We start from the raw sequence: 25,677 nt of genomic DNA on the forward strand, positions 1-25,677 counted from the left end.
ATGCAAAAAGTTGTAGTTGAATCTATTTCCGATATTAATGTTAAAGGTTTCGACATCGAAATTACCTTGGCGAATGGTGATGTTGAGGTGATTAAAGATGGTGTTGTAGCCGTAGCGCTTGGCGACTTGAGTGTAGAAACTCGAGAAGGCGAGTTCTCTATGAACGATCTTATTAATCAGACGGGAATCAACTTAGAGACAGCGTCGAGTGTTTTTCTAGAAAACCAACTTTATGCAACAGGTGACTCAGTTAAAGGGGACCTCGCTGGTGAAGGAAGTCGTCAAGATGAACTGACAGGTGATGGTGATAAGTCGTTACAAGGCCTTGAGAATGAGCTTGGAATATTAAATAGTGATGGTATATCCAGTGAACTAGAAGATGGAACAACAGATCAAGCTTTTCAAGAAGCATTAAACAAAGCCATTACTCAAGCAGCACTTGAGCGCCAGCAAGCTTTAGCGGAGCAATTTGCCCAGTTGTCTTCGCTACAGTCGACCCTAGATGCCCAAAAACTGGCTATTGAGCAAGAGAGAAAAGAACTAGCAGAAATAGCTCAAGCCCAGCAAGCGGAAAAGGCAGCGGTTGACGCTGAGCGAGAAGACCTATTTGGCTTGGCAGAAGCGATCATTAGTAACAGTGAAATTGACGGCCAGCACAATGTTGAAGACTATATCGTCGAATTAGCAGGTGATGGGGTTGATGTAGAAACAGGATCGGTTGGTGGCGAAAGTATTGGTGGTTCCAGTACCAACACTGTGTTGGTTGATGCTATTGAAGCGTTAATAGAGTCAAAGCAAGATGCTAGTGATGCAGCGGTTGCTAATGCCAGTAACACAAATCCGACTCCAACCACAGGATTACCCAATCAGACAGGCAACTCTTCCGGCTCCTCGACCTCAAGCAGCTCTTCGAGTTCATCTAGCTCTAGCTCGTCTAGTAGCGCAGGAAAAGCCGTGGATGATGGCAGTGGTAAAACCATTGATTCAGAGTCAGCTGCTTACTTAACCCTATTGTTAGAAGGAGAGGATGATTCCGGTAAACTGGGTGATTTTGTTACCAACATTAACACCGACCTCACCTTTAATGGTCAGTCTGAGCCGGGATCTAGGGTTCATTTTGTTGCTACAGACAGCAGTGACATCATTATCTATGAAGAATATGTAACGGCAGATTCAACAGGAAAGTATACGGTAGAGCTTGCTGATGTATACGCCGATGGTAGTTACAAAATTGAAGCAACGACGACATCAAAGTCAGGTGAAGACTTATCCGTCACCGAGCAACTGGTGATCATGACATCCACACCGGAAACACCAACCGTGGTGTTGACGGAAGAGTCGGATACTGCTGCCACCTTTAATGAAAGCACAACTGGACACAGTGATAAAATCTCCTCAGACACAACACCTACCTTTACAGGAACCTCTCAACAAGGCTCAGTTGTTACCTTAACCATCAATGGTGTTGACTATAAATCCTCACCAGTCGGTGAAGACGGCCTCTGGTCGATAACGGTAGCGTTATCAAATGGGGTCGATGATGGGAAGTACTTCTATTCAGTGGTTGCGACTGACCAAGCGGGTAATGTCTCTGAAACCGTTAGTGATGCGTCAACGTATTTTACCCTTGATACTCAAGTAGAGGATACTCAAGGTGCGCTTGCAGCAACATCCGATACAGGTGAATTCCAGAATGATGGCATCACCAGATACAGTGACCAACAGCTAAGCTTTACCGGCACTCTAGAAGAAGGTGCAACAGTTAAACTGGTTATTAATATTGATGGCATTGCCTATACAGTTACGCCAACTGAAAGTCAGTATTCGATGGTTGATGGGAAGCGTGTTTGGACGATTGATAAAGACTCCAGTGATTTTGCTGCGGCATTTATTGACAATGATATTGAGAATAATAGTGATGGCTATAGCTATCACTTTGAATATGAAGATGTTGCCGGCAACGTTTCATCATCACAAGAACAGACGCTAGTTATCGATACATTGGCCCCTTTTGTCACCAGTTTAGGATTGACGGAAAGCACCGATTCTGCCCCTGTTGGTAACACAAATAACCAGCTCGTTAATGACAACATAACTTCAAATCAAAAACCGGTACTACAGGGCACCACTGAAGCAGGTTCTCAAATAACAGTGACGGTGACAGCGAAAGATGGCAGTTATACTCAAAGCTACCAAACCGAGGCTGTTGGTGAGTTGTGGTCTGTTGATCTCACTAAAAATGACAGCAACACAAACTTGGTTAACCTGCTGAATTCAGGTGAGTACGATGTCTCTATCCAAGCCAAAGATGTAGCAGGTAACAGCACAGAAATAAATGATACGTTTACCATTGATACCTCTACCAGCATTGACATAGTTACGCCGCTAGACGACAAGATTAACAGCAACATACATGTTATTACTGGCCGTGCAGAAGAGTCAGCCACAGTGACATTAACCATCAAAGGGTTGGATGACAGTAATAAAGAGATTGAATACACACAACAGCTAACTGTAGCCGCCGATGCGGATGCGGATAATAGCGGCGAATGGCAATTTAACCTCGATCCATCACAGTTATCACTGTCGGGAGAAACGATTGATGGTAACTATAGCTACAGTATTTCTTCGGTTGATATTGCTGGAAATGAAACCTCAACATCCAGTCAAAACTTCGTTTTAGATACTCAGGTTATCCCGTTTACTGCTCAGTTGGATAATGATTCGAATAGTGGCGCATTAGATGATGTGATCACCAAAGATGATACGCCAACCTTTAGTGGTACGGTAGAACCTGAGAGTACCGTCGCGCTGACCATAAATGGTAAAACATACACACTTGCTGCGTCCGATACCAGCGATGGTACATGGTCAATCACCATTCCAGATGCCGATGCTCTACCAAGTGACAATCAGACTCATATTTATACTGTTAAGGCGACCGATCCATTAGGCAATGAGACCACGCTTAATGATAACCAGCAATACAAGGTAACGGTTGATCTTGGCGAGCCAACATTAGCAGGCGGCTTAGACAGTACTAGCGATTCGGCTGTTGTGGGTGATGGCAATACCAATGTGAATAACCCACTATTTTCAGGTTTAGGTGATGCAGGAGATACGGTTACCTTAACCATTCAAAATGTTGACTATCCTGATCTTGCTGCGATCCAGAAACAGGTGATCGTCAATGATGATGGAACATGGCAAATTCGTTTGGATGATGGTGAAAATCCAGATGGTTCCGATGATGGTGAATATGATGGCACCCTTGCCGATGGGAGCTACAGCTACACATTAAATGCGACAGATGTTGCCGGGAACTCTGTGACAACAGCGGCGACTCCGCTATTAATAGATACGCAGAACCCAACACCTTTAACGGGGTCACTGGATGCAACAAGTGATCTTGTCTCCGATGCCGATGGTCAGCTAAGCAAAATACAGGCGATCAAAGGTGATTACACTGATAACGATCTGGACGGCATAACCAGAGATACAACACCTCTGCTCAGTGGCACGGTTGACGCTGACAATATAGAGAGTGTGGTTGTTTTCTTAGATGATCCTAGCAACAGCACGCCAATTACCGCTGAGCTCGACAGAGATGCCGATGGTAAATTGGTTGTTACAACCGATGTGAATGGCAATAAAGTCGTTGCCTGGTCATTGCAACTGGATGCTCAAACCAGCGGTGAGCACACGTTTACTGCGGTGGCAACAGACAAAGCGGGTAACCAGAGCACACTGGCAGAACAGTCATTTACCATCGATCAACAAACTCTCGCTCCAACAGGTGAACTGTTGAGTGAAGCATCCGATTCAGGAGTAAAAGGGGACTTAATCACCAAGGTGCTCACACCTGTTTTCAGTGGTGGTGCAGCAAGCGCAGAAGCGGGTTCTATTTTGCTGTTGGAGATTAACAACCATAAATATGAAACCACGGCTGAAGCAGATGGTAGCTGGACGATTTCTGTTACTGATGCTTTACCGAGTGACGTATCCGATCAGTCATTTACTCTGACACAAATTGATGTGGCAGGTAATACCGCCAGTGTGACCAATACCTTAACGGTAGATACTGAAACTCAAGTTACTGCCCACCTACAAACTGAGGCTGATTTTACCGATGTTCCCGTTGGGTTTGTAAGTTCGGACTCAGGGGTTCAAGGGGATAACTACACCAACATGACGTCTCCTACCTTTACTGGTACGGGAGAAGATGGTGCCAGCATTACCTTTGATATTAATGGTCAAAGCTACTCAACGACGGTGTCTGATGGAAAATGGACCATTGACGTTACAGGTTTAGCGGCGACATCGGTGGATGCTGAAACCGGTGCGCAAGAGTTTGACTATACCGTGACTAGTGAAGATATCGCCGGCAATCAAGCTGAGGTTTCTGGAACGGTAACGGTGGATTCGCAATTGGTCTGGAGTGGTGGGCTGGATTCCAGCATGACCGTCTCCATTGCGGACGACAAAACCTACTTAGGCTCAACAGAAGTGAGTTTTGGTGGCAAGATTGAAACCGGTGGCAGCGTTAAGTTAACGGAGTTCAATGGCGTAACCTTGACTGACGCTATCGATGCCACAGTGAGTGATGATGGCAGTTGGATCATTGACTACGCGAGTGCGACGGCTCTGTTGCAAGGTTTAACCGATAAAACTAACTACACCTACACTCTCCAAGCAACAGATAAGGCGGGTAACTCTGAGACAATTAGCAGTAACTTCACTGTTGAGAAAGCCCTGCCTAAGATCCTTGATATGGATCTGGATAAAGAATCAGAAACAGGTCTGTCAGGTGTAGATGAAGCAACAGATGCCACTTTTAATGACAACATCACCTCAAATCAGTTGCCAAAAATCAGTGGCTTAAGTCAAGTAGGTAACACCATACGTGTGGTGATTACCGACGCTGATGGTAACCCTGTAGGTACGCCAATTGTTACTACAGTCGCTAACACTGATGTGGTTGAGTTAGAAGTCGATGGTGTGACTCAGTCATTTGCGCCATGGTCTATCACCACAGAGCTTGCGTTAACGGATGGCCAATATACTTATACCGCGACAGCAACGGACAGTTCTGGTAATTCTGCTCAAACCAGTACTTCTGTCGATATCGACAATACCGCACCATTAGCGGGTTTAGATATCTCCCCTGATGAGATTTTAACAACAGAGACTCAACCTACTTTTACCGGTCCTGCTGACGCCTCAGGTCAAGATGTCACGTTAGTGATAAAGAATCAGGACGGAACACTCGCTTATAGCGTGACGACACGCTTTGCTGAAGGTGATATCTGGTCAATTAAGCTACCGGAAGAGAGTAAGCTTAGCGACGGCAATTACACTTATACGATAGATTCTCAAGATTTAGCCGGAAATCAGGCTACTCAAGTTGCGGGCAATCTAACGGTGGACACAACCGCTCCCGAGTTTACCGTTGGTCTTGATGACAGCAGCAATACCGGCGTGACCACTGACGAAATCACCTCGCAAAGAGAGCCGATATTTACTGGTGAGATTAATGATCCTAACGCCATCGTTCGCCTTGAGATTGATGGACAAACGTACACAGATGCAACCATAACGCAAAACCCAGATACAGGTAAGTATCACTGGTCAATCGAGGTGACTACACCACTTCGCACTGAAGGGGAGGTTGCCTATACCGTCACTGCAACAGACCAGGCAGGCAATAGCCGCTCTTCTGATGAAGGAGGGGTGCAAAAAAGCATTACACTTGATTTCACTATAGATGATGGTGATCTCACCACTCATTTTGACTCCAAAACTAATGATGCGGGCTCGGCGGATATTTTAACTAATATCGATACTCCGACCTTTAGCGGAACGGGTAATGCTGCTGGCGATAACATTACCATCACCATTACTGGTGTCGATGCATCGGGTAACCCTGTTACTCGTCAATTTGAAGGTATCGAAACGTCAAGCGACGCTGATAGCAATGGAAACTATCCTTGGTCCTATACCATTGCAAATAGTGCTTCCGATAAGCTGGTGAGTGGGGATTACAGCTATACCATTACAGCAACGGATACTGCTGGAAACAGCAAAACTATTGCCGGGGAGAACTTTACCGTTGATCTTGATGCACCTGAATTCAGCGCTCAATTGGATGATGATAAATACAACTCTGATTTAGCAGAAGGTAACCTTCTCTACACTCAAGATGCTACTCCCTATTTTTCTGGACGAGTTGAAGCCGGTAGCACGGTTAAACTTGCTATTGATGGGCAACCAGAACAGCTGGCAACCGTTGATAGTGAAGGAAACTGGCATGTGGAGTTCCCAGCAGATCTCGCGGAAAAAGAGTATAGCTACTCCTTGGTTGCTCAAGACGCGGCAGGAAACTCAAGTGCGATTAATGGCACGCTAAATATTGACCACTCGTTGAACTTTACTGGCGGTTTAGATACCACTTCTGATACGAAAGCGCAGAGCGCCAGCTCAGACTTTAACTTTGATAACTATACCAATGATTCGACCCCGAAATTCTCAGGAACAGGAGATGAAGGAGATACTGTTACGCTGGTGGTTAAGCGAGTTATCTCAGGAGAAGGGACAGACAGCGAAGTAACGGAAGATATAGGCATCTCCTATACCGCGACCATTGATGACAATGACCGTTGGGATATTGATCTACAAGCGCATGGCGAAACGCTAAGCCAAGGTACTTACCGCTATGAACTCACCGCTAAAGATAAGGCGGGTAACAGCTCAACCTTATCTGAACTGATGACAGTGGATACGGAAACCAGTGTCACTGGTGAGGTTGAAGATAGCGAAACGTCAGACACAGGGGTGTCGGCAAGTGATGAAATCAGCCAAAGTACCACGCCTATATTTAAAGGAACCGCAGAGGGTAGCTCAACGGTTACTCTTACCTTACATAATCAAGCGGATGGTGCTGATACCAGTAACGATGTTGTTAAGACGGTTGTGCTTGGTGAGTCTGACAATTCTTGGGTTATCACTTTAAAACAGAGCGACAACTTACTGGATAACGCTACCTACCAGTACAAGATTGTTGCTGAAGACAAAGCGGGAAATATCTCGCCATTGGGTTCCGATAATAGTGGCACTCTTGTCATCGATAATAGTGCGCCAGTTATTACAACGCATGCGGCACTGGATAGTGCGGATGACTCTTCTCCAACTGATGCTAATTTGGTCAATAATCCAACAAATATCGATTTAACCGCTGATGGTATTACCAAAGAAACCTCACCGACTATCTCGGGTGTAGCAGAAAATGGCGTGGCGATTTCAGTACAAGAAGTTGGTGTAGTAGGCGCTACCACCTACACCACCACAGCCGATGCAACCACTGGTGAGTGGCGTGTCGATTTAGCTGAACTTACTGGTGAAGGTGAGCGCATATTCAACGTTACCTATACCGATACTGCTGGCAATAGCACAACGGAAACCGCAACGATAGTGCTTAATAATCAGCACAATGTTAGCGATGATCTATCGGCATCAGACTCTGTTGTGAACGCCGATACAACAGAGATCCATTTGCAAGGCAGCGTTGACGATAATGCCCGAGTATTTGTCTATATCGACGGGAAAAGCACACCGTTTGAAGCAACGGTTGCTAATGGCACATGGCAATTAGATCTCGACAGTAGCGAACTGACGGACAATGGCAGCTATAGCTACCATGTCGAGTCGACCAATATCGCGGGTGTTTTAGCCAGTACGGAAAATCAAACGATTACGGTTGATCGCACCCCAGTAGCAATTACCGCTACGTTGGATGAAAGTACCGATTCAGGCTTTTCTGGTAGCTCCGCATCGGATCTATCTAGTCAGAGTGACGGTGTCACTAATAACTTGAAGCCACTTTTCACCGGCACAACGGATGACAAACAAGCGGTGATTCAGGTGACCATAGGATCGGAAACCATTACCGCCACGCTCACGGATGAAAGTGCTGCTAGTGATACAGGGCCTTGGACTTGGCAGGCTCAGTGGTTAACACCTTTAGCCACCACTACTGACTCGGCAGGTTTATCTTACAATTATACGGTTACTGCCAAAGATGCGGTTGGTAACATTACCACCGCAACCGACAGCTTTACTTTGGATAGCGCCACTAATATTAGTGCCGATTTAGCCAGTAGCCACAGTGAACAGGCGGGCGTAGACCTAGTAGACAGTGGTGAGAATCTTGTTTTCTCTGGCAGCACGGAATATAACGCAGAGATCAATTCTAAAGTTGAACTGGTTATCAAAGATAGCAGTGGGACGGAACATAGCTATAGCGCTATTACCGTCAATCCCGATGGAAGTTGGAGTTATCAATTAACACCGGATCAACGCGCAGAATTAGCGGATGGGCAGTACAGTTATCAGGTCACTGTTACCGATAAGGCGGGTAACACCAGCAGCACAGAAAGTGACACGTTCAAACTCGACAGCCAAGTAGACAGCTTTAGTGCAAAACTTGACTCCGATTCTGGACGCAGCAGTGACTTTACCAGTGATCAGATAACCAATGAGTTACCACTGGTGTTCTCAGGTGTTACTGAGGCAGGTTCAACAGTAGAGTTGATCATCGATGGCTACACTTACCTTGCTAAGTTTGATTCGACAGATCCAAGTAAATGGTCGATTCAAGTCTCCTCTGATTACCTAAAAGCGGGACAAACTCTGCCAGATGGTTATGCATTAAGTGATGGACAGGACTACCCATATAGTTTCAATGTTATTGATGCGGCTGGAAATCTTCTTTCAAGCTCAAATTCCGATATCAGTGATCTACAAGGAAAGGTAACGGTTGATAGCTCGGTTCAGCAGTCCGACATCGCGCATTTAAGCCATGATGCTAGTGTTGATACTGGCTCGCTAGACGCAGATTCACAAAGCGATGGAATTACTCAAAGCCATAACCCACAATTTACTGGTACAACAGAGATAGATGCACAAATAACGGTCACTATTAAATCGTCGGGCACAACCTTGCATAGCTATACCTTCGTAAATAGTGAAGCGGATGCGGCAACAAATGGTCAACTGACGGTGGATGCCTCGGGACAATGGACCTTTACTGTTCCAGATTATTTAGCGGATGGTGACTACGGCTATAGTATTGATATTATAGATAAAACAGGTAATACAGCCGCGACAACAAGCGGTGATATTACTATAGACAATGTTTTGTCTACGCCTGTTTCGGGAGCATTAACTCAACAGACAGATACTGGACGAGCTCTGCTTGATGGCGAAACCTTACAACTGAATAGTGATGGTATTACTTCGGATACAACGCCAGAGTTCTCTGGTGTGGGTGAAGCGGGTGGACAGATTACACTCACCTTTACCGATTATCCGGGCTTAACCTTGCAAACAAGAGTCGCAGCAGACAACAGCTGGACAATTGATAGCAGCGCTAAAAACTATAATGAGTTAGTGGCTCAATTTACCCATGGCAACAGTTATAACTACAGCATTAGTCAAATAGATAAAGCTGGCAATATGACGGTTGAGCCTTATACCGGTTCAGTCACTTTTGACAGTGAGGCGCCAGTTCATAGCAAACTTCAACTGGCATCCAGTGATGATACTGCGGGTGCAGCAGACGGGAAAACGACCGAACAGTTAAAGCAAGATGGTGTGACTAATCATCAAGTTGTTACTATCACTGGTGAGACAGAGCCGGGTTCAAGTATCGATTTAGTGCTTACCAACATCACTGACTTAAACAATCAAGTCACCGAGAGCAAGCACTACACCGCTATTGCTGACAGTAATGGCCAATGGCAGATTACCTTAGATAGCCATGATGACGGCACATATCAATATAAAGTGGTTGCGACAGATCTTGCTGGAAATGAAAACAGCAGTGGTGAAATTGCTACCTTTAAGATAGACACTCAACTTAGCCTACTTGGTGGCGTTGCCGATAGCAGTGCTCAAGGCTGGACGGTGGAAGAGCAACTCACCAACAGCAGCACACCTGTTTTTAAAGGGACAGGCACCGAAGGGGACATCATTACCCTTAGACTGGATGCTGATCATAGCTACACAACCGTGGTGAATAGCGCTGGGGATTGGTCTATTTCTTCAATCGATCTTTCCGATGGTGATGCCGATTACACTGGTGGCACCTATAACTACACCATTTCTGCAACGGATGCGGCAGGCAATAGCACCTTGGCAGTTGATGCCGCTGACAATGTCAACATCAGCAAAGAGATTCATGGCACCATTGAGGTTGATACCCAAGCACCTACGGGGCTCGAAGGGGGAATTGCTGAAGATAGTAGCCATAATTGGTCGGTGGCGAGTTACGTAAATGCCGAGCAGAATGACAGTTGGGTCATCAAAGGCAGCGTTGAACAAGGTACGGAAAAAGTCATTGTTAGCATCCGTGGTAAAGCAGGAACGGACAGTGAAGATTACAACGTTGATAATGTCGAAGCCACGATTGACGCGGATGGCAACTGGATACTGGATCACACAAATATTCCGGCACTGACTGAAGATGGCCAATATGAATATAGCTTTGTCGCGGTTGATGCCGCAGGAAACAGCAGCTCTACAGTAACTCAGAATTTCACTTATGACAGCAGTGTGACGGCGGTGAAATTCACCATTGATGATGACAGCAATAATGACGCTGTTATTAACACCAGCACACCTACCTTTAGTGGCAGTCAGAGTGACGGTACCGCGACTGAGCCAGGGGCTACAGTGGCGATTGTTATTGCCGGAAGTAGTTACCAAACGACAGCAGATGCCAATGGCGACTGGTCGATTACCATCGCCGATAGCGATAAGTTAACGTCCGGAACCGCGACGGCTCTGTCTGTTCCGGCAGGTGAAACCTCAACAGATATTGAGTACACGGTAAAAGTTACCGACAAAGCGGGCAATGAGAGCACACCAGTAACAAAGAGCCTGACACTGGATCAAGCTGTGGTACTTACAGGTAAATTGGATGATGCGAGTAATAGTGGCTCCACGGATGATCAGCTAACCAATGATACTACGCCAAGTTTTAGTGGTTTGGCTGAAGTGGGTGCCGTTGTCTATGTGGCAATTAATGGCAAGGTTTACGCGAGTAACAATGCCGAACACGGCACGATGGACAGTGCGGGTAACTGGACAATTACCCTCCCTCAAAGTGATAAACTCACCGCGCCAGATACAGCGGATGCGAGTGACGTTGCCGAATATGATTATGTCATTTATAGCCAAGATGTATCCGGAAATATCGGTTATCTGAAATCAAATGGCGAGGTGGAGAAGGTTGATTCTATTGCTGATGCTAAAGGGCAAACAACCGAGACACTTTCTATAGACAACAAGAGTGTTGTCGACGGGGATTTAGCCGACAGCGCAGACTCAGCTTATGAGTACTTAACGCCAGATAGCACTACCCATAGTGATATTGAAACTAAAGCGACAAATTTAGAGAGCAATGACGTCACCAACTTGGTGGATAACCTTGTCTTTAGCGGCACAGGGGAGAAGAACAGCACCATTCGTTTCTATTTTAATCGCAGTGATATCCCGGCGGATGCAAGCTCGTCAGATTACATTGAAACTACTACGGACAGTTCAGGTGCGTGGACCATTAGCAACCTAACTGATGCGACTCAGTACGCAGAGAAAATTGCTCAGATTGTTCATAGTAATGGCGATAACTCCTACTCCTACGTGGTTGAAGTGATTGACAGTGCCGGCAATCACCAGACGCAAACAAATACCGTTACCATAGATACCACCAAGCCAGACGTAGGAAGCTTTAGTTTGGATGCAGCTAGTGACAGCAGCCTTGGTAATAGTGGTGAAACTAACGTAACTAACCCCGTTATCTCAGGTATTAATGCTGAGGCCAATAGCTTTGTGCAAGTGACCATTGATGGTCATCTCTATGAAACTCAAAGTGACAGCAGCGGGCGTTGGGACGTGGCCGTACTGCATGATCTGTCGGCAGGACAAGCCGTAGATAAACAGATCGATTATCAGGTCAATGTATTTGATGCCGCGGGTAATAAAGCGGATGAGCAGTCGGGCTCTTTTGTGCTCGATAATGATATCGATGCGGCTATTACTCTTAACGGCAGCAGCAGCTTTTTGTTAGAAAGCAGCGATACCGGCAGCAGTAGCACAGACGGTGTGACTAAGATTACCGATGATCTGCTATTTACTGGTAAAGCGGAAGTCGGAGCAACAGTGACCATTGAGTTTACCGACTCAGATATTGCTTCACAGTCTGTTGTGGTAACAGGTGTTGCTGACGAAAATGGCATGGCACAGTGGACCATTGCCAATATCGATATTGCGGCACGAGATAGTGCTTACAAGTACACCATCACGGCACAAGATGTGGCTGGAAACAGTCATTCAACAGAAGCGGAAGTCTTTATTGATGGAGTGTCACCGGTTGTAACTAAAACCATGACACAGGTTGCCAATACGCCAGAAGATGTGGCCAGTGGCGATATTCACGCCGATAAGACGCTAGCAGACAATATTGTTAATGACACGACACCACTGTTTACCGGTGAAGTGGATGATAAAGATGCGGTAGTAGAGCTCGTTATCCAAGGCATGAGTGTGATTGCTACCATTGATCAAACAGCCAAAGCCAATGGCAAGTATAGTTGGACAGCGCAACTCGCCGATGATCAAATCCTTGATGAAGGGGCTCATAGCTTTACCGTGAGTGTTGAAGACAGCGCAGGAAACAAGACCAATGTTGAATACACTAGCTTAGAAGACAAGGTGGTTATTGATACCAAAGTTGACGATATCGCCGCTCAGTTGGATGCCGTTTCTCAGGCATCAACAGGCAACGCCACCTTAACCATTCAAGATCAACCGACGTTGTCAGGTTCAACTGAAGCCAACGCGGATGTGACACTCTCTATCGACAACCAAACCTACACGACTCAAGCAGATGACAATGGGGATTGGTCGATTCAGATAGGCAGTGGCAGCAACAGTGGCCATCGACTCGATACAGGGTCGTACCCTTACACAGTTTCAGTGAGTGATGTCACCGGAAATACCGACAGTAAAACCTTTACTTCCGACAGTGCGTTGGTGGTGGATCTGGACGTTACCTTTACCGGTAAATTAGACGATGACAGCAACACTTTTAATGCAGACAATCCAGCAACGGATCTTATTACATCGGTAGATACTCCAACCTTTAACGGTACTGTTATTGCAGGAACAGAGGTCTATATTTATGTGGATGGTGTTAGCCAACAGCTTGGAACATTCGGCACTGCTGGGTCAGGAAGCTTAGTCAGTTGGGAAAAAACTTTACCTAGCTCGCTTTCTGAGTCAGATCATACCTTCACGTTATACGCGAAAGATCCAAATGGTCACTGGGTCTACCTTGATGCAGATGGCAACGCCGTTAAAGTCGACAATGCCGAAAGCATTCCGACTAATATTAATACTCTTACAATCGACAAAACGCTAACAGGTTTCTCAGGTGATTATGACTCATCACTAGACACATTCCGAGTCGGTTTTGATGGTGCTGATGATAACTACACATCGGATAATAACCCTGTGTTTGACGGTACGGGTGAAGCGGGTGGAACCGTAGAACTGATATTGCAAAAAGGCGGTTTGCTTCAGGGTAGCGTGATTGTTGAAGTGGATGACTCAGGCAACTGGCTCATCAACAAAGATACATCTGGTCTAAACGCGACATCAGCCAGTTTCCTCAATAATCTGGCTGATGGCAGCTACCAATATAAGCTTGTTTATACGGATATTGCTGGCAATAGCAATGCAAGTACGGCGAGTTTCACCGAGTTGACCATTGATAACGTGGCGAATGTTACGGCCGATGATCTTACCGCTATAACCGATACCGCACCATCGGCAGTAGAGGGCAGCGACCCGCGTAATAGCGACCAATTAACCAAAGTGACGCCAACGCTGCATGGGACATCCGAGCAAGATGCCGCGGTGACCATTACCCTAACTCAAATCGGTGACGATCTATTATCTCCTGCGGTTGAGTTAAACGCTGTTGTTTCCGCGGATGGTCGTTGGACGTTGGATCTAAAAGGCAACGCAGTACTTGATGCTAAAGGCTTGTTAGACGTTGACGGTAATCTTAAAACCGATGGTGAATACCACTACTCGGTTCAGAGTGTTGATAAAGCGGGTAATGTTAGTACCAGCATTGAGAAAAGCTTTGTTTATGATTCCGAATTAACGGATACCGCCAATCAGGGTAGTGAATTTAGCGGTGGATTGGATCAAAGTGTTATCTACGACACTGGCTCATATCAGGACGATGGTAAAACATCACAGCAAAAACCTCTGTTTAGTGGTTATGGTGAAGCGGGTGCCACGGTTTCGCTGCTTCTTCATTTCCCTTCTGGGGCAACAGAAACGATCACCACGGTAGTGAAAAGCAATGGTCAATGGGTGATTAATGCCGAAGCACACGCGGATCAATTTGGTGCTGATGGGCTGGAGTCTGGTCACTATAGCTATGGCTTAACCATTACCGATGATGCAGGGAACAGCAAAACACTGGCAGACCAATCTTTAATCATTGATACCGAGGCTCCTGAACTTACAGATGTTGGTTTGGCGGCAAATTCCGATAGTGGTGAACATAATTCAGATGATCACACTGCGGTAACGAAACCGGTGTTTGAAGGAACGGTGAATGAAGTATCTGACGTTACTTTCACCATTTATCAAAAAGATGGTAACGGGAATGTTATTGATTCCCACGATTACCAGTTAGGTGAAGTGACGGGTGATTGGACGGTAGATCTCGGCACATTAACGGATAGTGATGGCCATCTTTACCAGATGACGGAGTCAGGTAACTACTTTTACAAAGTTACGGCTACCGATCTATCTGGTCATACAACGGAATATAACGAACAATCCGTTCGTTTGGATTTAGATAATAAACTCACAGCGGATCTGGATAACGTTGAAACCTTAACCGCTGATAGCGCACCTGCTATTTCATCGAATAGTGACGGCAGCTCGACCACAACAATCGACCTTGCGGATAAGCAAACCAACAACTCTCTATTGCAGTTTAGTGGTAGCGGTGAAACAGGAGATACCGTGGTGATCACCATCGACGGTATTGGCGAAGTCGCACGTATTGAGCTGACAGATGATACTGACAGTCGCGGTGACGGAACAACACAAGCGTGGTCATTTGACTATGAAACGAATGTAGCCGCGACCAATGCACAGCAATTTACTTACCATATTAGCTCTACTGACTTAGCCGGAAACGTAAAAACCTACCAAGGTGACGTGGAGGTGAATAGAGAAGTCGTCACCACGCTAACCAGCGAGGGGTTAACCGATGAATCGGATTCGTTTGGTGCCAGAGAACTTATAGAAAAATCGGATAATATTACCAACCTTAAACCGGTATTAGAGGGTGAGGTTGATGCCACGGCCAAGTCAGTGACTGTCGACGTGATGGACAAGGATGGTGTTGTGGTTGCTTCAAATGTAGCCGCGACGATCGATGTTGCCAATAGCCGCTGGAGTGTCGAACTCGAAGGGTTAGATTTAGACAATGGCGCCAATGATGGTGAGTACAGCTATACCGTTACTGCGGTTAGTGCAACCAATAACTCGTCTCAAGTTTCTGGTCAATTTGTGCTCGACAATACCATTTCTAATCCCGATTTTTCTGGTGGACCGATCAATATTGATGGTGTTGAAGAAACCGCCAGCGGCGCACCTATTCTTTCGGTAAGCCCTATTTTTGAAGGAGTAGGCGAAACCGGAGCCACGGTTACGTTAGAAATTCTTAAGTTAAACCCATCCAGTGGAGAATATATCTCCTCAGGTAGCACGACCACTCTAATCGCAACGGGAACCAACTGGTCATTCTCTACGGCGGATTACGCAAGTTTGATAGAGAACAGTGGCGACAATGAGTATCAATATAAATTGAGTATTGTCGACGCTGCAGGGAACTCTCAACAGTTAGACAGCGACAAATTCCAATTAAATCTGGATAACCCAGTGGTAGAGTCAATCCGTCTATCTGCGACCAGCGATACAGGTGACTCTACCGCGGATAACTACACCAAAGACACAACGCCACAATTTGAAGGCAAGGTTGATAAAGAAGCGACGGTTACCGTTCGTGTTGAACTGCTGGACGATAGCGATAACCCGACGGGCACCTTCTATATCATTGAAGGTAAAACTGACAGTCATGGCGTATGGGACACCTCAAGTACGGCCGGAAACTGGCAAGTGACTCATGCCCTCTCTTCGGCTGATGATATTACCTTAGTCACGGAAGGAAACTACCGATTCAGCGTGGTGGCAACCGATCTGGCAGGACACACAAGTAACGCAGTGTCAGAAACCTTCACTCTTGATACTCACAACACGTTAACCGCTTCCGTTGAAGCAGACAGTGGCCATTCTGGCTATGTAGAAGAGGGTGTATTGATCACCAATGACGCGTCGCCGATATTCTCCGGTAAAGGAGAAGCAGGAGATGTGGTCACTTTAACCATTCAGGTTAAAGGGGGGACTGAGGCGGAAGTTTATCAACAGACAGCGACCGTTGATGTTGCCGGAAACTGGAGCATTGATGTCAGTAATGCGGGTGGTTCATCGTTTGAACTGCCATCGGATGGAAGTTATGTCTACACCATTGCTTCATCAGATCTCGCCGGCAACGATGCCACCATAACTGGTGAGCTTAGCCTAGATACCGATAACCCAAATAACGTGACCTCTCAAGGGTTAACCGAAGCGTCTGATTCTGGTCGTTCTAATACGGATAATGTGACGAATTTGTCTCCTGTACTGGAAGGTACGGTAGAGAACAGCCAGGGTAGAATGGACGTTGAAATCACCTTGCTAGCAAAAGATGGAAGCGCCTTAGATCTGCCTGTCGGGGTAGGACCAACCTTTACTGCTGAGGTTATTGACGGCAAATGGTCTGTTGCCCTAACCGGTTTGGATATTGATGATGGCAGTAATGATGGTGTTTATAGCTATCAGGTAACTGCAACGGATGGTTTGACACCAACCACCATTACAGAGACAACCACCGGTGAAACGTTAACCTTTACTCTTGATAACAAAGTGGTTCTTGAGTCTGGAGCCGATATTCCAGCGCCAACACTCACTTCGACCCATGCGACCGCGGTTGACGGCACCACCGTTACTGGCGATCAGAGCCTTAATTTTAGTGGTACAGGTGAAGCAGGGGCGACAGTCAGCGTCGAAGTTTATCATGCCACCAGTGGAGAAGTGCTCGCCACCGCAAGCACTACCGTGTCTAGTCAAGCGACTGGCGCCGCGTGGAGTATCGATGATGCCGATTATGATCAGCTTCTTGCGGGTGGTGATTACAAATACAATATCACCATGACAGATATTGCTGGCAACCAAAAGGTCATCGCCAGCGATCAAGCGATCAGCGTAGATCTATCAGGCCCTGAAGTAGAATCATTCAATCTGGTTCATGATGCTGCCAATGATACTGGTGATCATCAAGACGATAACCTAACGAATAATACCTCACCTAAATTCGAAGGGGAGATCAGTGAGAAAGGCTTTGTTACCCTTATTGTTACTCCTGTAGGTGATAACGGCGAGCCCCTAACAGATAGTAAGATTACTAGCGACGCGATAGCAACCGCAGATGATGGTAGCTGGAGTTACACGCTACCAGTAAGCCTGTCTGATAACGGCAAATATCAATACACAGTGATCGCTACAGATTTAGCGGGTCAAACATCAGCAGAATCCAGCGCCAAAGAGTTTGAGTTGGATACGGTTAATACCATGACCGCCACTATGGACTCTGGTGTACAACTTAATGCAGACGAAACTGTTGTCAAAATCTCGGACCAAGAGTGGACCAATCCTGAACGATTGACTAACGATTCAACACCACGGTTCTCTGGGCAGTTAGAAGCGGGTGACAGCTCTATTGAATTAGTGCTGTTCAAAGATGGCAGCAAAGTATTTACCGATCCAATTGTCATTGATGGTGATGCGATACAAGCAGACGGCTCATGGCAGTATGAGATTAAGTCTCTATTGGGTGATGGTGAGTATCGTTATGAGCTAACTTCCATTGATGTTTCTGGTAATAGTAAAACCATTCAAGGTGATTTTGAGCTTAATGTTGCTGGAAACTTGTTAAGTGCTACTGGCTTAACTGATGCCTCAGACTCCGAACCCGCCGTTGCGCCAAAAGCGGCAGAGTCTACTGATAACATCACCAATCTTGATCCTGTTTTAGAAGGGTTTGCCACTAGTGCAGTACGAGTTGAAGTGGTGTTAGTTAGTCGTACGGGGGGGCCTCTGCCTGTTACAACGGTTTATCAAGATACTGACTTAGCCGACGATGGCAAGTGGTCAATCCGTTTAGATGGCCTGGCTGCGAGTAAATTAGATGGTGAATATAGCTATAAAGTGATCGCCTATGACTCAGCGGGAGAAGCGACGGAGCTAAACAGTGGAAATGCTACTGGTTCTGATCAGTTGACCTTTACGATTGATACTGAGTTTACCGGCTCTGCAAGCGCAGACATTAGCCACGATGCCGCCTTTAATAGCGGTATCGCTAGCGACAATATTGTTCAATCCGGTCTGCCTATCTTTAATGGCGAAGCGGAAGCGAACTCTGTTGTTCAACTCACCTTGTATGGAACCGATGGCCAAGCATTAGCGCCGATTGTCACCCGAGCAAATGAGCTGGGTATATGGACGATTGATAGCTCCACCGATGGTTATAGCACCGTTATCCCAACAGACCTCGAAAACGGGACTTATAAGTATCAAGTCAGCATGATCGATACTGCCAACAATGAACATACAATTGATGTGAAAGAGTTCATTGTCGACAACGTTGCAGCAACAGTGACCGTTACAGGTTTAGCGACTGGCAGCGATACAGGCGACTCTAGTTTTGATAACTATACCAACGACAGTACTCCTAGCATTAGTGGTACAGCGAATGAAGCTGGCAGTATAGAACTGACTCTAGAGCGAGTAGAGAACGGAAGCGTAGTAGAAAGTAAAACAGTGACACATGTTGTTACTGGTGGTGGTGACTGGACAATCCCTGTCGCGAGTGATCAGCAATTGGCGGCGGGTGAGTGGCGCTACTCTGTGAAGATGACGGATGTGGCTGGTAATGAGACCAGTCAAGTTACCACTACTGCTGGCGGCGATCCTCTTGCCTTTACTTTGGACTTAGAAAACAACCTCACAGGTAACATTGACGCACCGCGAATAGATTCTAGCAGTGCAGCCTCAGTTACATCGTCTGATGGTTTAACAGTAACCATGGCGGATACTGTTACAAACAACGGTTCCCCACAGTTTACAGGGCAGGCGGAAGCGGGTGATGTGGTCACACTAACCATTAGTTATGGTGGCGCTGAGCAGTATCAAACCACTGTCACTGTGGCTGATGACGCTAATCCACAACAGCTTAAGGATTGGACGATCGATCTCTCTAGCCGTTCAGATTTCGCTGAGTTCGCTGATGAAGGTCAGTACACTTACACCATCACGTCACAAGATGCTGCGGGCAACAGTAAGACCATTCAAGGTACGTTTAACCTTGACTCTGCCGCGAATGTTATCGTTGCATCTGGCCTAACTGACGACTCGGACTCTACCAGTGTTGCTTATGGTGATGGCAATTACATCGCGGCAGAAAACAGCGATAACGTAACTAGCAGCATTCCTGTTCTTGAAGGTTCAATTACTAACCCAGATGGCAGCACCAATGACGCGAAATCACTCAAAGTGGTGGTACTTGATAGCAATGGTGATGTGGTTAACGAGTACCAAGGAACCATTGTTGGCAACAGCTGGACAGCTTCATTAGCCAAAGAGAATATTATCGGAGATGTAGCCGATCCAAAAGAGCTTGTGGAAGGTGACTACACCTATAATGTTATCGCTTACGATACCGCTGGCAATCCATCGGTTGTTAAAGCCCAAGAGTTTGACGGCGACACAGTAAAAGAGAATATGTCTTTTACCATTGATCGTACTGTTGAGAGTGATAGCAGCAAAGGCTATGTACATACCGCTGAGAATGATACCGGAAGCAGCAATTCAGATCATATCAGTAGCAATAGCAAACCGGTATTTAGCGGTTTCGGTGAAGCTGGCGCACTTGTCGTACTGACTATTGTCAATAGCGATCCGCTTGCAGGAGAGAGTGCCAAAGAGTTCACCACTAGAGTGAAAAGTACCGCGGTTGATGGTCACTATAGCTGGAACATCGATACCAGTGATTTTGCGGCGGTAATTGGTAATAACGGTTTGTCGGATGGCAACTACCAATACTCCATTTCAATGATCGACAAAGCGGGTACTGAAACGAGCATTACCCTGGATAACAGCGCCAGTTTTTCCGTGGATAGCACTAAGCCGGAAATCACTCACTTTGATATGGTTTCCGACACAGATGCCATCCCAGATCGTACGGCAAATACTAGCCCGGTATTCAGTGGTGCCATTAGTGATGAAAATGCTTCAATCGTCACGGTAACCATTACAGATAGTAATGGGTTAGAACATAATATTGATGTTGCGGTTGCGAAAGGTGATACCGAGTGGACACTGGATCTGTCGGACTATGATTCTGATCTCTCTACTGTGGGGTCTAACCACGCATCACTTCAACTACCAAGTGGAGAGACGGACTACTCAGTGACGGTTACCGATATTGCCGGTAACAAACGAGTCGCAGAGACAGAAAAAACATTCACCATAGAGACAGACAACAGCTTAACGGGTGTTATGACAACTCCGTCAGACTCTGGTGTGGATGATAGCGCGAACTACACCAACCCAGACAACACCAGTCTCTCTTTCGCAGGTAACGGTGAAAACGGATCTGAGGTCACAATTAGTGTCTATCAGAAAGGCAGTGATACGGCACTGGTTGTCGGTACAGCCACGGTTAGTGGCGGTACTTGGAGTTATACCATTGCAGACGATAGTGTGCTTAACGATGGTACTGAATACACTTATAGCATCTCATCCACCAATGCGTTGGGCGTAACCAAAACCATCAGCAATGATGGTACGGTAGAAACCGTCACCATTAATAATGTAACCAAAGAGCTTAGTAACAGTGCGGCAGAAACGAACTATGGCTTCATAGTTGATAAAACTGGCCCAGAGTTTGATCAGTTTAATGGTTTGACCTTTGATACCGACAGTGCTGCAACTGTGTATGAAACTGAAGAGCAAGCTACCGCGGCACGAAATGACAATATTACTAAATCGGCAACGCCAACATTGGAAGGCACTATTGCCGCGACGGATAACGGCTTAATCGCCAGTGTGCAAGTTCAGTTGTTATCAAAAGACAACAGCGATCTCACCGGTGATGTTAGCTATACAGGTGTGATAGATGGCGTTGACTGGTCGGTGCAACTGCCGGCACTAGCCGATGGAAAATATAGCTATAAAGTAATATTGACCGATCTGGCCGGAAACGTAAGTGAGAGTGATCCTCTGACATTTGAGCGTGATTCTACGGCACCAGATGCAGCCAAAAACGACCTAGGAGTCAGCGAAGATTTCTTAGATCATATCGATGGTGAGGTTAACTCCGGTGAATTAACCGACAATATAACCAATAACCCTAAACCTGTCTTTACTGGGTCAGCGGAAGCTAACTCATCCATTACCATCGAAATTGATGGCGCTGGTAGTTACACCACATCTGCGGATAACTCGGGTCAGTGGAAAATTGACTTGGGTAATGAAGTGGGTGATGGCCTACTCGATGGAACATACAACTATACAGTTAAGGTAGAAGATGTAGCTGGAAACGCTTCAGTCGCCAATGCTGAGGTGGTGATAGACACCAAAGGTCCGGCGAAGCTGACGGCGATATTGGATGTCGACAAGTCTGTAGAAGATGACAGCTGGATTGATAAGTCATTGGTTGACAATGATTCAATCGCCACAACCCAGATCACCGATGGTGATAACAGTTACACCGCACCTATTCTTGGTGACGCCAGTCCAGTGTTTAGCGGTGAAGCCGATAAAGACGCGATTGTTACGGTTACCATCACTAACCTTGCAACCAACGTCTCTACTGACTACACCGCCAGCGTATCAGAACCGTATGATGAAAATGGTGTTGGTATCTGGACATTGAATATTCCGTTGCTGCAAGTGGATAACAAGGGTAAAGCAGAATACAAATATCAAGTGACCGCAACAGATATTGCAGGTAATGGCGCTGAAACCACGAATATTGTGGTGAAGAACCCAACGGTTGACGGGCAACTTGTTGATACTAAGTACTTTGCATTAGATACCGAGACGACCCTGACGGATTATCGTCTATCTGCGCGAAGTGATACCGGTAGTAGCAACAGCGATAAAGTAACCTTTGATACTACGCCATATTTTGATGGTAAAGGGGAAGCTGGTGCGACAATCCATATCGCAATCCTAGATTCTGAGCAAAATGTCGTGACCACAACTGAAACCGTTGTGGCGAGTGATGGTAACTGGCAAGCACAGGTGCAAGATGCATTGGCGCACGGTGTCTATTCTGCACGAATTACCGCAACCGACTTGTTGGGTAACCAGACACAAAGAACCATTGCCGCAATCAATATCGATACTGATAACCCAGATTCCGGAGACTTAACGAACATCGTTCCGCTGGCTAATACCATTGGCGGCGTGACGGCTGAAGAGAATGATGAAGGCAACAGAGACAACACGATAGGCGGTAATACCGTTTATATCAGTGGAGAAGCGAGTACTGAAATTGGTGCGGGCTCTCAAGTTCATGTCTTGGCTTACGAGCTAAACGCGGACGGTTCAATTAAAGCGGGAGGCATCAGCAGTGAATCTACCGCTTCGGTAAGTGGTGATACCGCCGGAACATGGACCGCTCAGTTAAATCTAAATAGCAACTCCAATGACCCTGTGAAATTTGGTTATGACGTCTGGCTGGTAGATGCCGCGGGTAATGATATGGAAGGAACGCGCAAGTCGACTCAAAACGACAGCGACAATCTGGATATCTTTACTATCGACCAACTGCAACTGGCGCTCTCTAATTATGACAATATATCTCAAGGGAATATGGTCAGTGGTCAGTATTACACCCAAGGATCTAATTTTACTGCTAATGGTGTGGTAGAGGACGATGTTGAGTTTGATGACATCACGGTAACGGTAAACGGCGTCAGTTCTGATGATTATGAATTTGCCCTTGGAACTGCATCTAATGGTTCGAAGAGCTGGTCACTAGAGTTTAGAGACCTAGCTCAGGGTGATTACTCGTACACGATCAAAGCGGTTGATTCAAAAGGTATATCTAAAACCATCACCCAATATGTGCACGTAGATACAGAAGCGCCTGCTGCTCCATCGGATATTAAAGTGAATGGCGTTGATCTGGATTCATACTCTGCTGCTCCAGACCTTAACGAGATGACGTTTACAGGTAAAGCGGAAGCCAACTCAACGGTAACGCTGTACTTTACATCTACAGGCAACATAGATGATGCAAAAACGCTAACCGCAAATGTTGGCTCTGATGGAAACTGGAGATTGAGCATAGATGCGAATACCAGCGATGTCCCACTGGGTGAGTTTACCTACAACTTTACCGCCACGGATCGAGCAGGAAACGAGAGTGCGAGAGAAGGTCATCAGGTAGATTATGATAATACCAACCCTATATTTACCGATAACTCGCTTGTTTTAGAAGCAGGAGTCGTCGGCGATGCGCACGATCTTAATCAGAGTGAAGAGTGGTTAATTCGCGGTGCTCAAGGTGAGTTATTGATCTCTGGACAGTTAAGCGATGAGCAGAATAACTTATCCACCCTAACACTGACGGTTGATGGTGGCGGCTCAATGGATGTTGATATTAATAGTGGTAGCTACCGCTATGATCTTTCGACTCTTAACTTAGAAGCTGGTACCCATCAATTAGTGTTAACGGCAACCGACAGTCACGGTAATAAAACTACCCTAAGTAAAACGCTGATTGTTGATGAGCAGATGGAACTGACGGCAGAGTTAGCTGCGACATCAAACGGTGGCAGCAAGGACGACACGTTAACCCACGATACGACCCCAGAGCTAACCGGTGTCACAGATGCTAACGTATCGGTAACCATTGAGATCACCCAACCCGATGGAAGCAAGATAACCAGCTCTGGTATCACGTCTGATGCGAATGGTGTGTGGCGATATACACCATCACAATTGGCTAGTGGAAGTTATGATTATACTGTTTCTGCGACAGATGGTTCGGGTAGAGACTCCTTTACTGCCTCAACATCAGGTGAGTTCAGCATCGATGCGGACAAGCCAGTAATCTCTAATATTGCGGTGTCTGCGCTGTCAGAAGAGGGCAGTGTGATAGCAGATGGCATGACTACGGAAGGGGTTGATAGTAGCACCTTCCATAATCAGGTTCGTATTGCCGGAGACCTCGATGCTCTTAACCTCAACTCACAAGTTGAGATCTATCTGGCTGGTCAATGGCATAGCGTGACATCGGTAGGTAATGATGGCCATTTCTATTATGACTACGGCAAGACGTTAGAAGCATCAGATACTCCTTACGAGTATAAAATCCGAGCAACGGATTCTGCCGGTAATGTCACTACGCTGGATCCAGCCGGTTCGGTTACCATTAGTCCGGTTGAAGTTACCATTGATGCGTCGGGACTAACCGAGATTACCACGGGTCAATTTGCAGGACATTTGGTGGTTAATAACCATATTGAGGAAGACGCCAGTAAGACTATTTCTCTTAGTGGTAAAGCGTTATTAGGTGAGAGCTACACCGTTTACTTAGCGGATATGAGTGGCACCAAGATCGCGGGTAGCACGGAATACAATGGTACAGCGGATGCAGAAACCGGCGAATGGCATCTTGATGCCATTAATATTCAGGGACTAAACCTTGTAGAAGGTGGCGAGTATCAATTTATCATCGAAGCGGGTGGTCGTATTAACTCGGTTCAATTAGTTAAAGATACCGAGACAAGCATTAGCAACTTATCCATTGGTGGCAAAGCTGAAGATGGTGAAGAGTACTTCAATGATTCTGCGCTACAAAATCATATCATTACTGGGCAGGTGGAAGCGGGTGCAACAGTACAGGTTGAGTTAACGCTGCAAGGTGGCGCAACCGTATTGAAAGACGCTACTGTGAGAGCCGATGGAGAGTTTACCTTTAAAGACAACTCGTTAGCGGAAGGTAGTTATTCGTTTAAGGTCATCAGTACCGATGCTGCAGGAAATACCGCAGAGCTCACACCGACGAACAACACCTTTGTCGTGGATAAAACGGCTCCGGATAGTATTGATAGCAGTAATTTGTTAACCACTCGTCCTGATAATAACCCTGACGGTGTGGTCGCAGAAAACAGCTATACCTTCGAAGGTGTTGTTAACCTCAGCGATGTTGCCAACCAGAACAAGGTGATATTAACCGTAGACGGCCAGAGCTATGTGCTGCGCTCTGATGATGCCTCATCAGTTTCAACGGGGGTTAGCTTCAACGAAACTACGGGGGCTTGGTCGTTAACCGTAAATAATCTGTCTGATTCCATACACAGCTACAGCTTGGTGACGCAAGATCAGGCGGGTAACCAGACTCAACTAGTGGATGAA

The 25,677-nt window shown here is 46.2% G+C and carries 1 protein-coding gene (cut by a window edge); it reads left to right on the forward strand.

From position 1 onward, the window contains the following. Nucleotides 1-25,677: the 5' portion of an Ig-like domain-containing protein gene (locus CHJ_RS20155; protein WP_317918794.1), read on the forward strand. It continues 4,392 nt past the right edge of the window; 25,677 of the gene's 30,069 nt are visible here — the first part of the coding sequence; its start codon is at nt 1-3; its stop codon lies beyond the right edge, outside the window.

Source organism: Vibrio sp. MACH09, from assembly GCF_033238805.1.
In the GTDB taxonomy this organism is placed as follows: Bacteria; Pseudomonadota; Gammaproteobacteria; order Enterobacterales; family Vibrionaceae; genus Vibrio.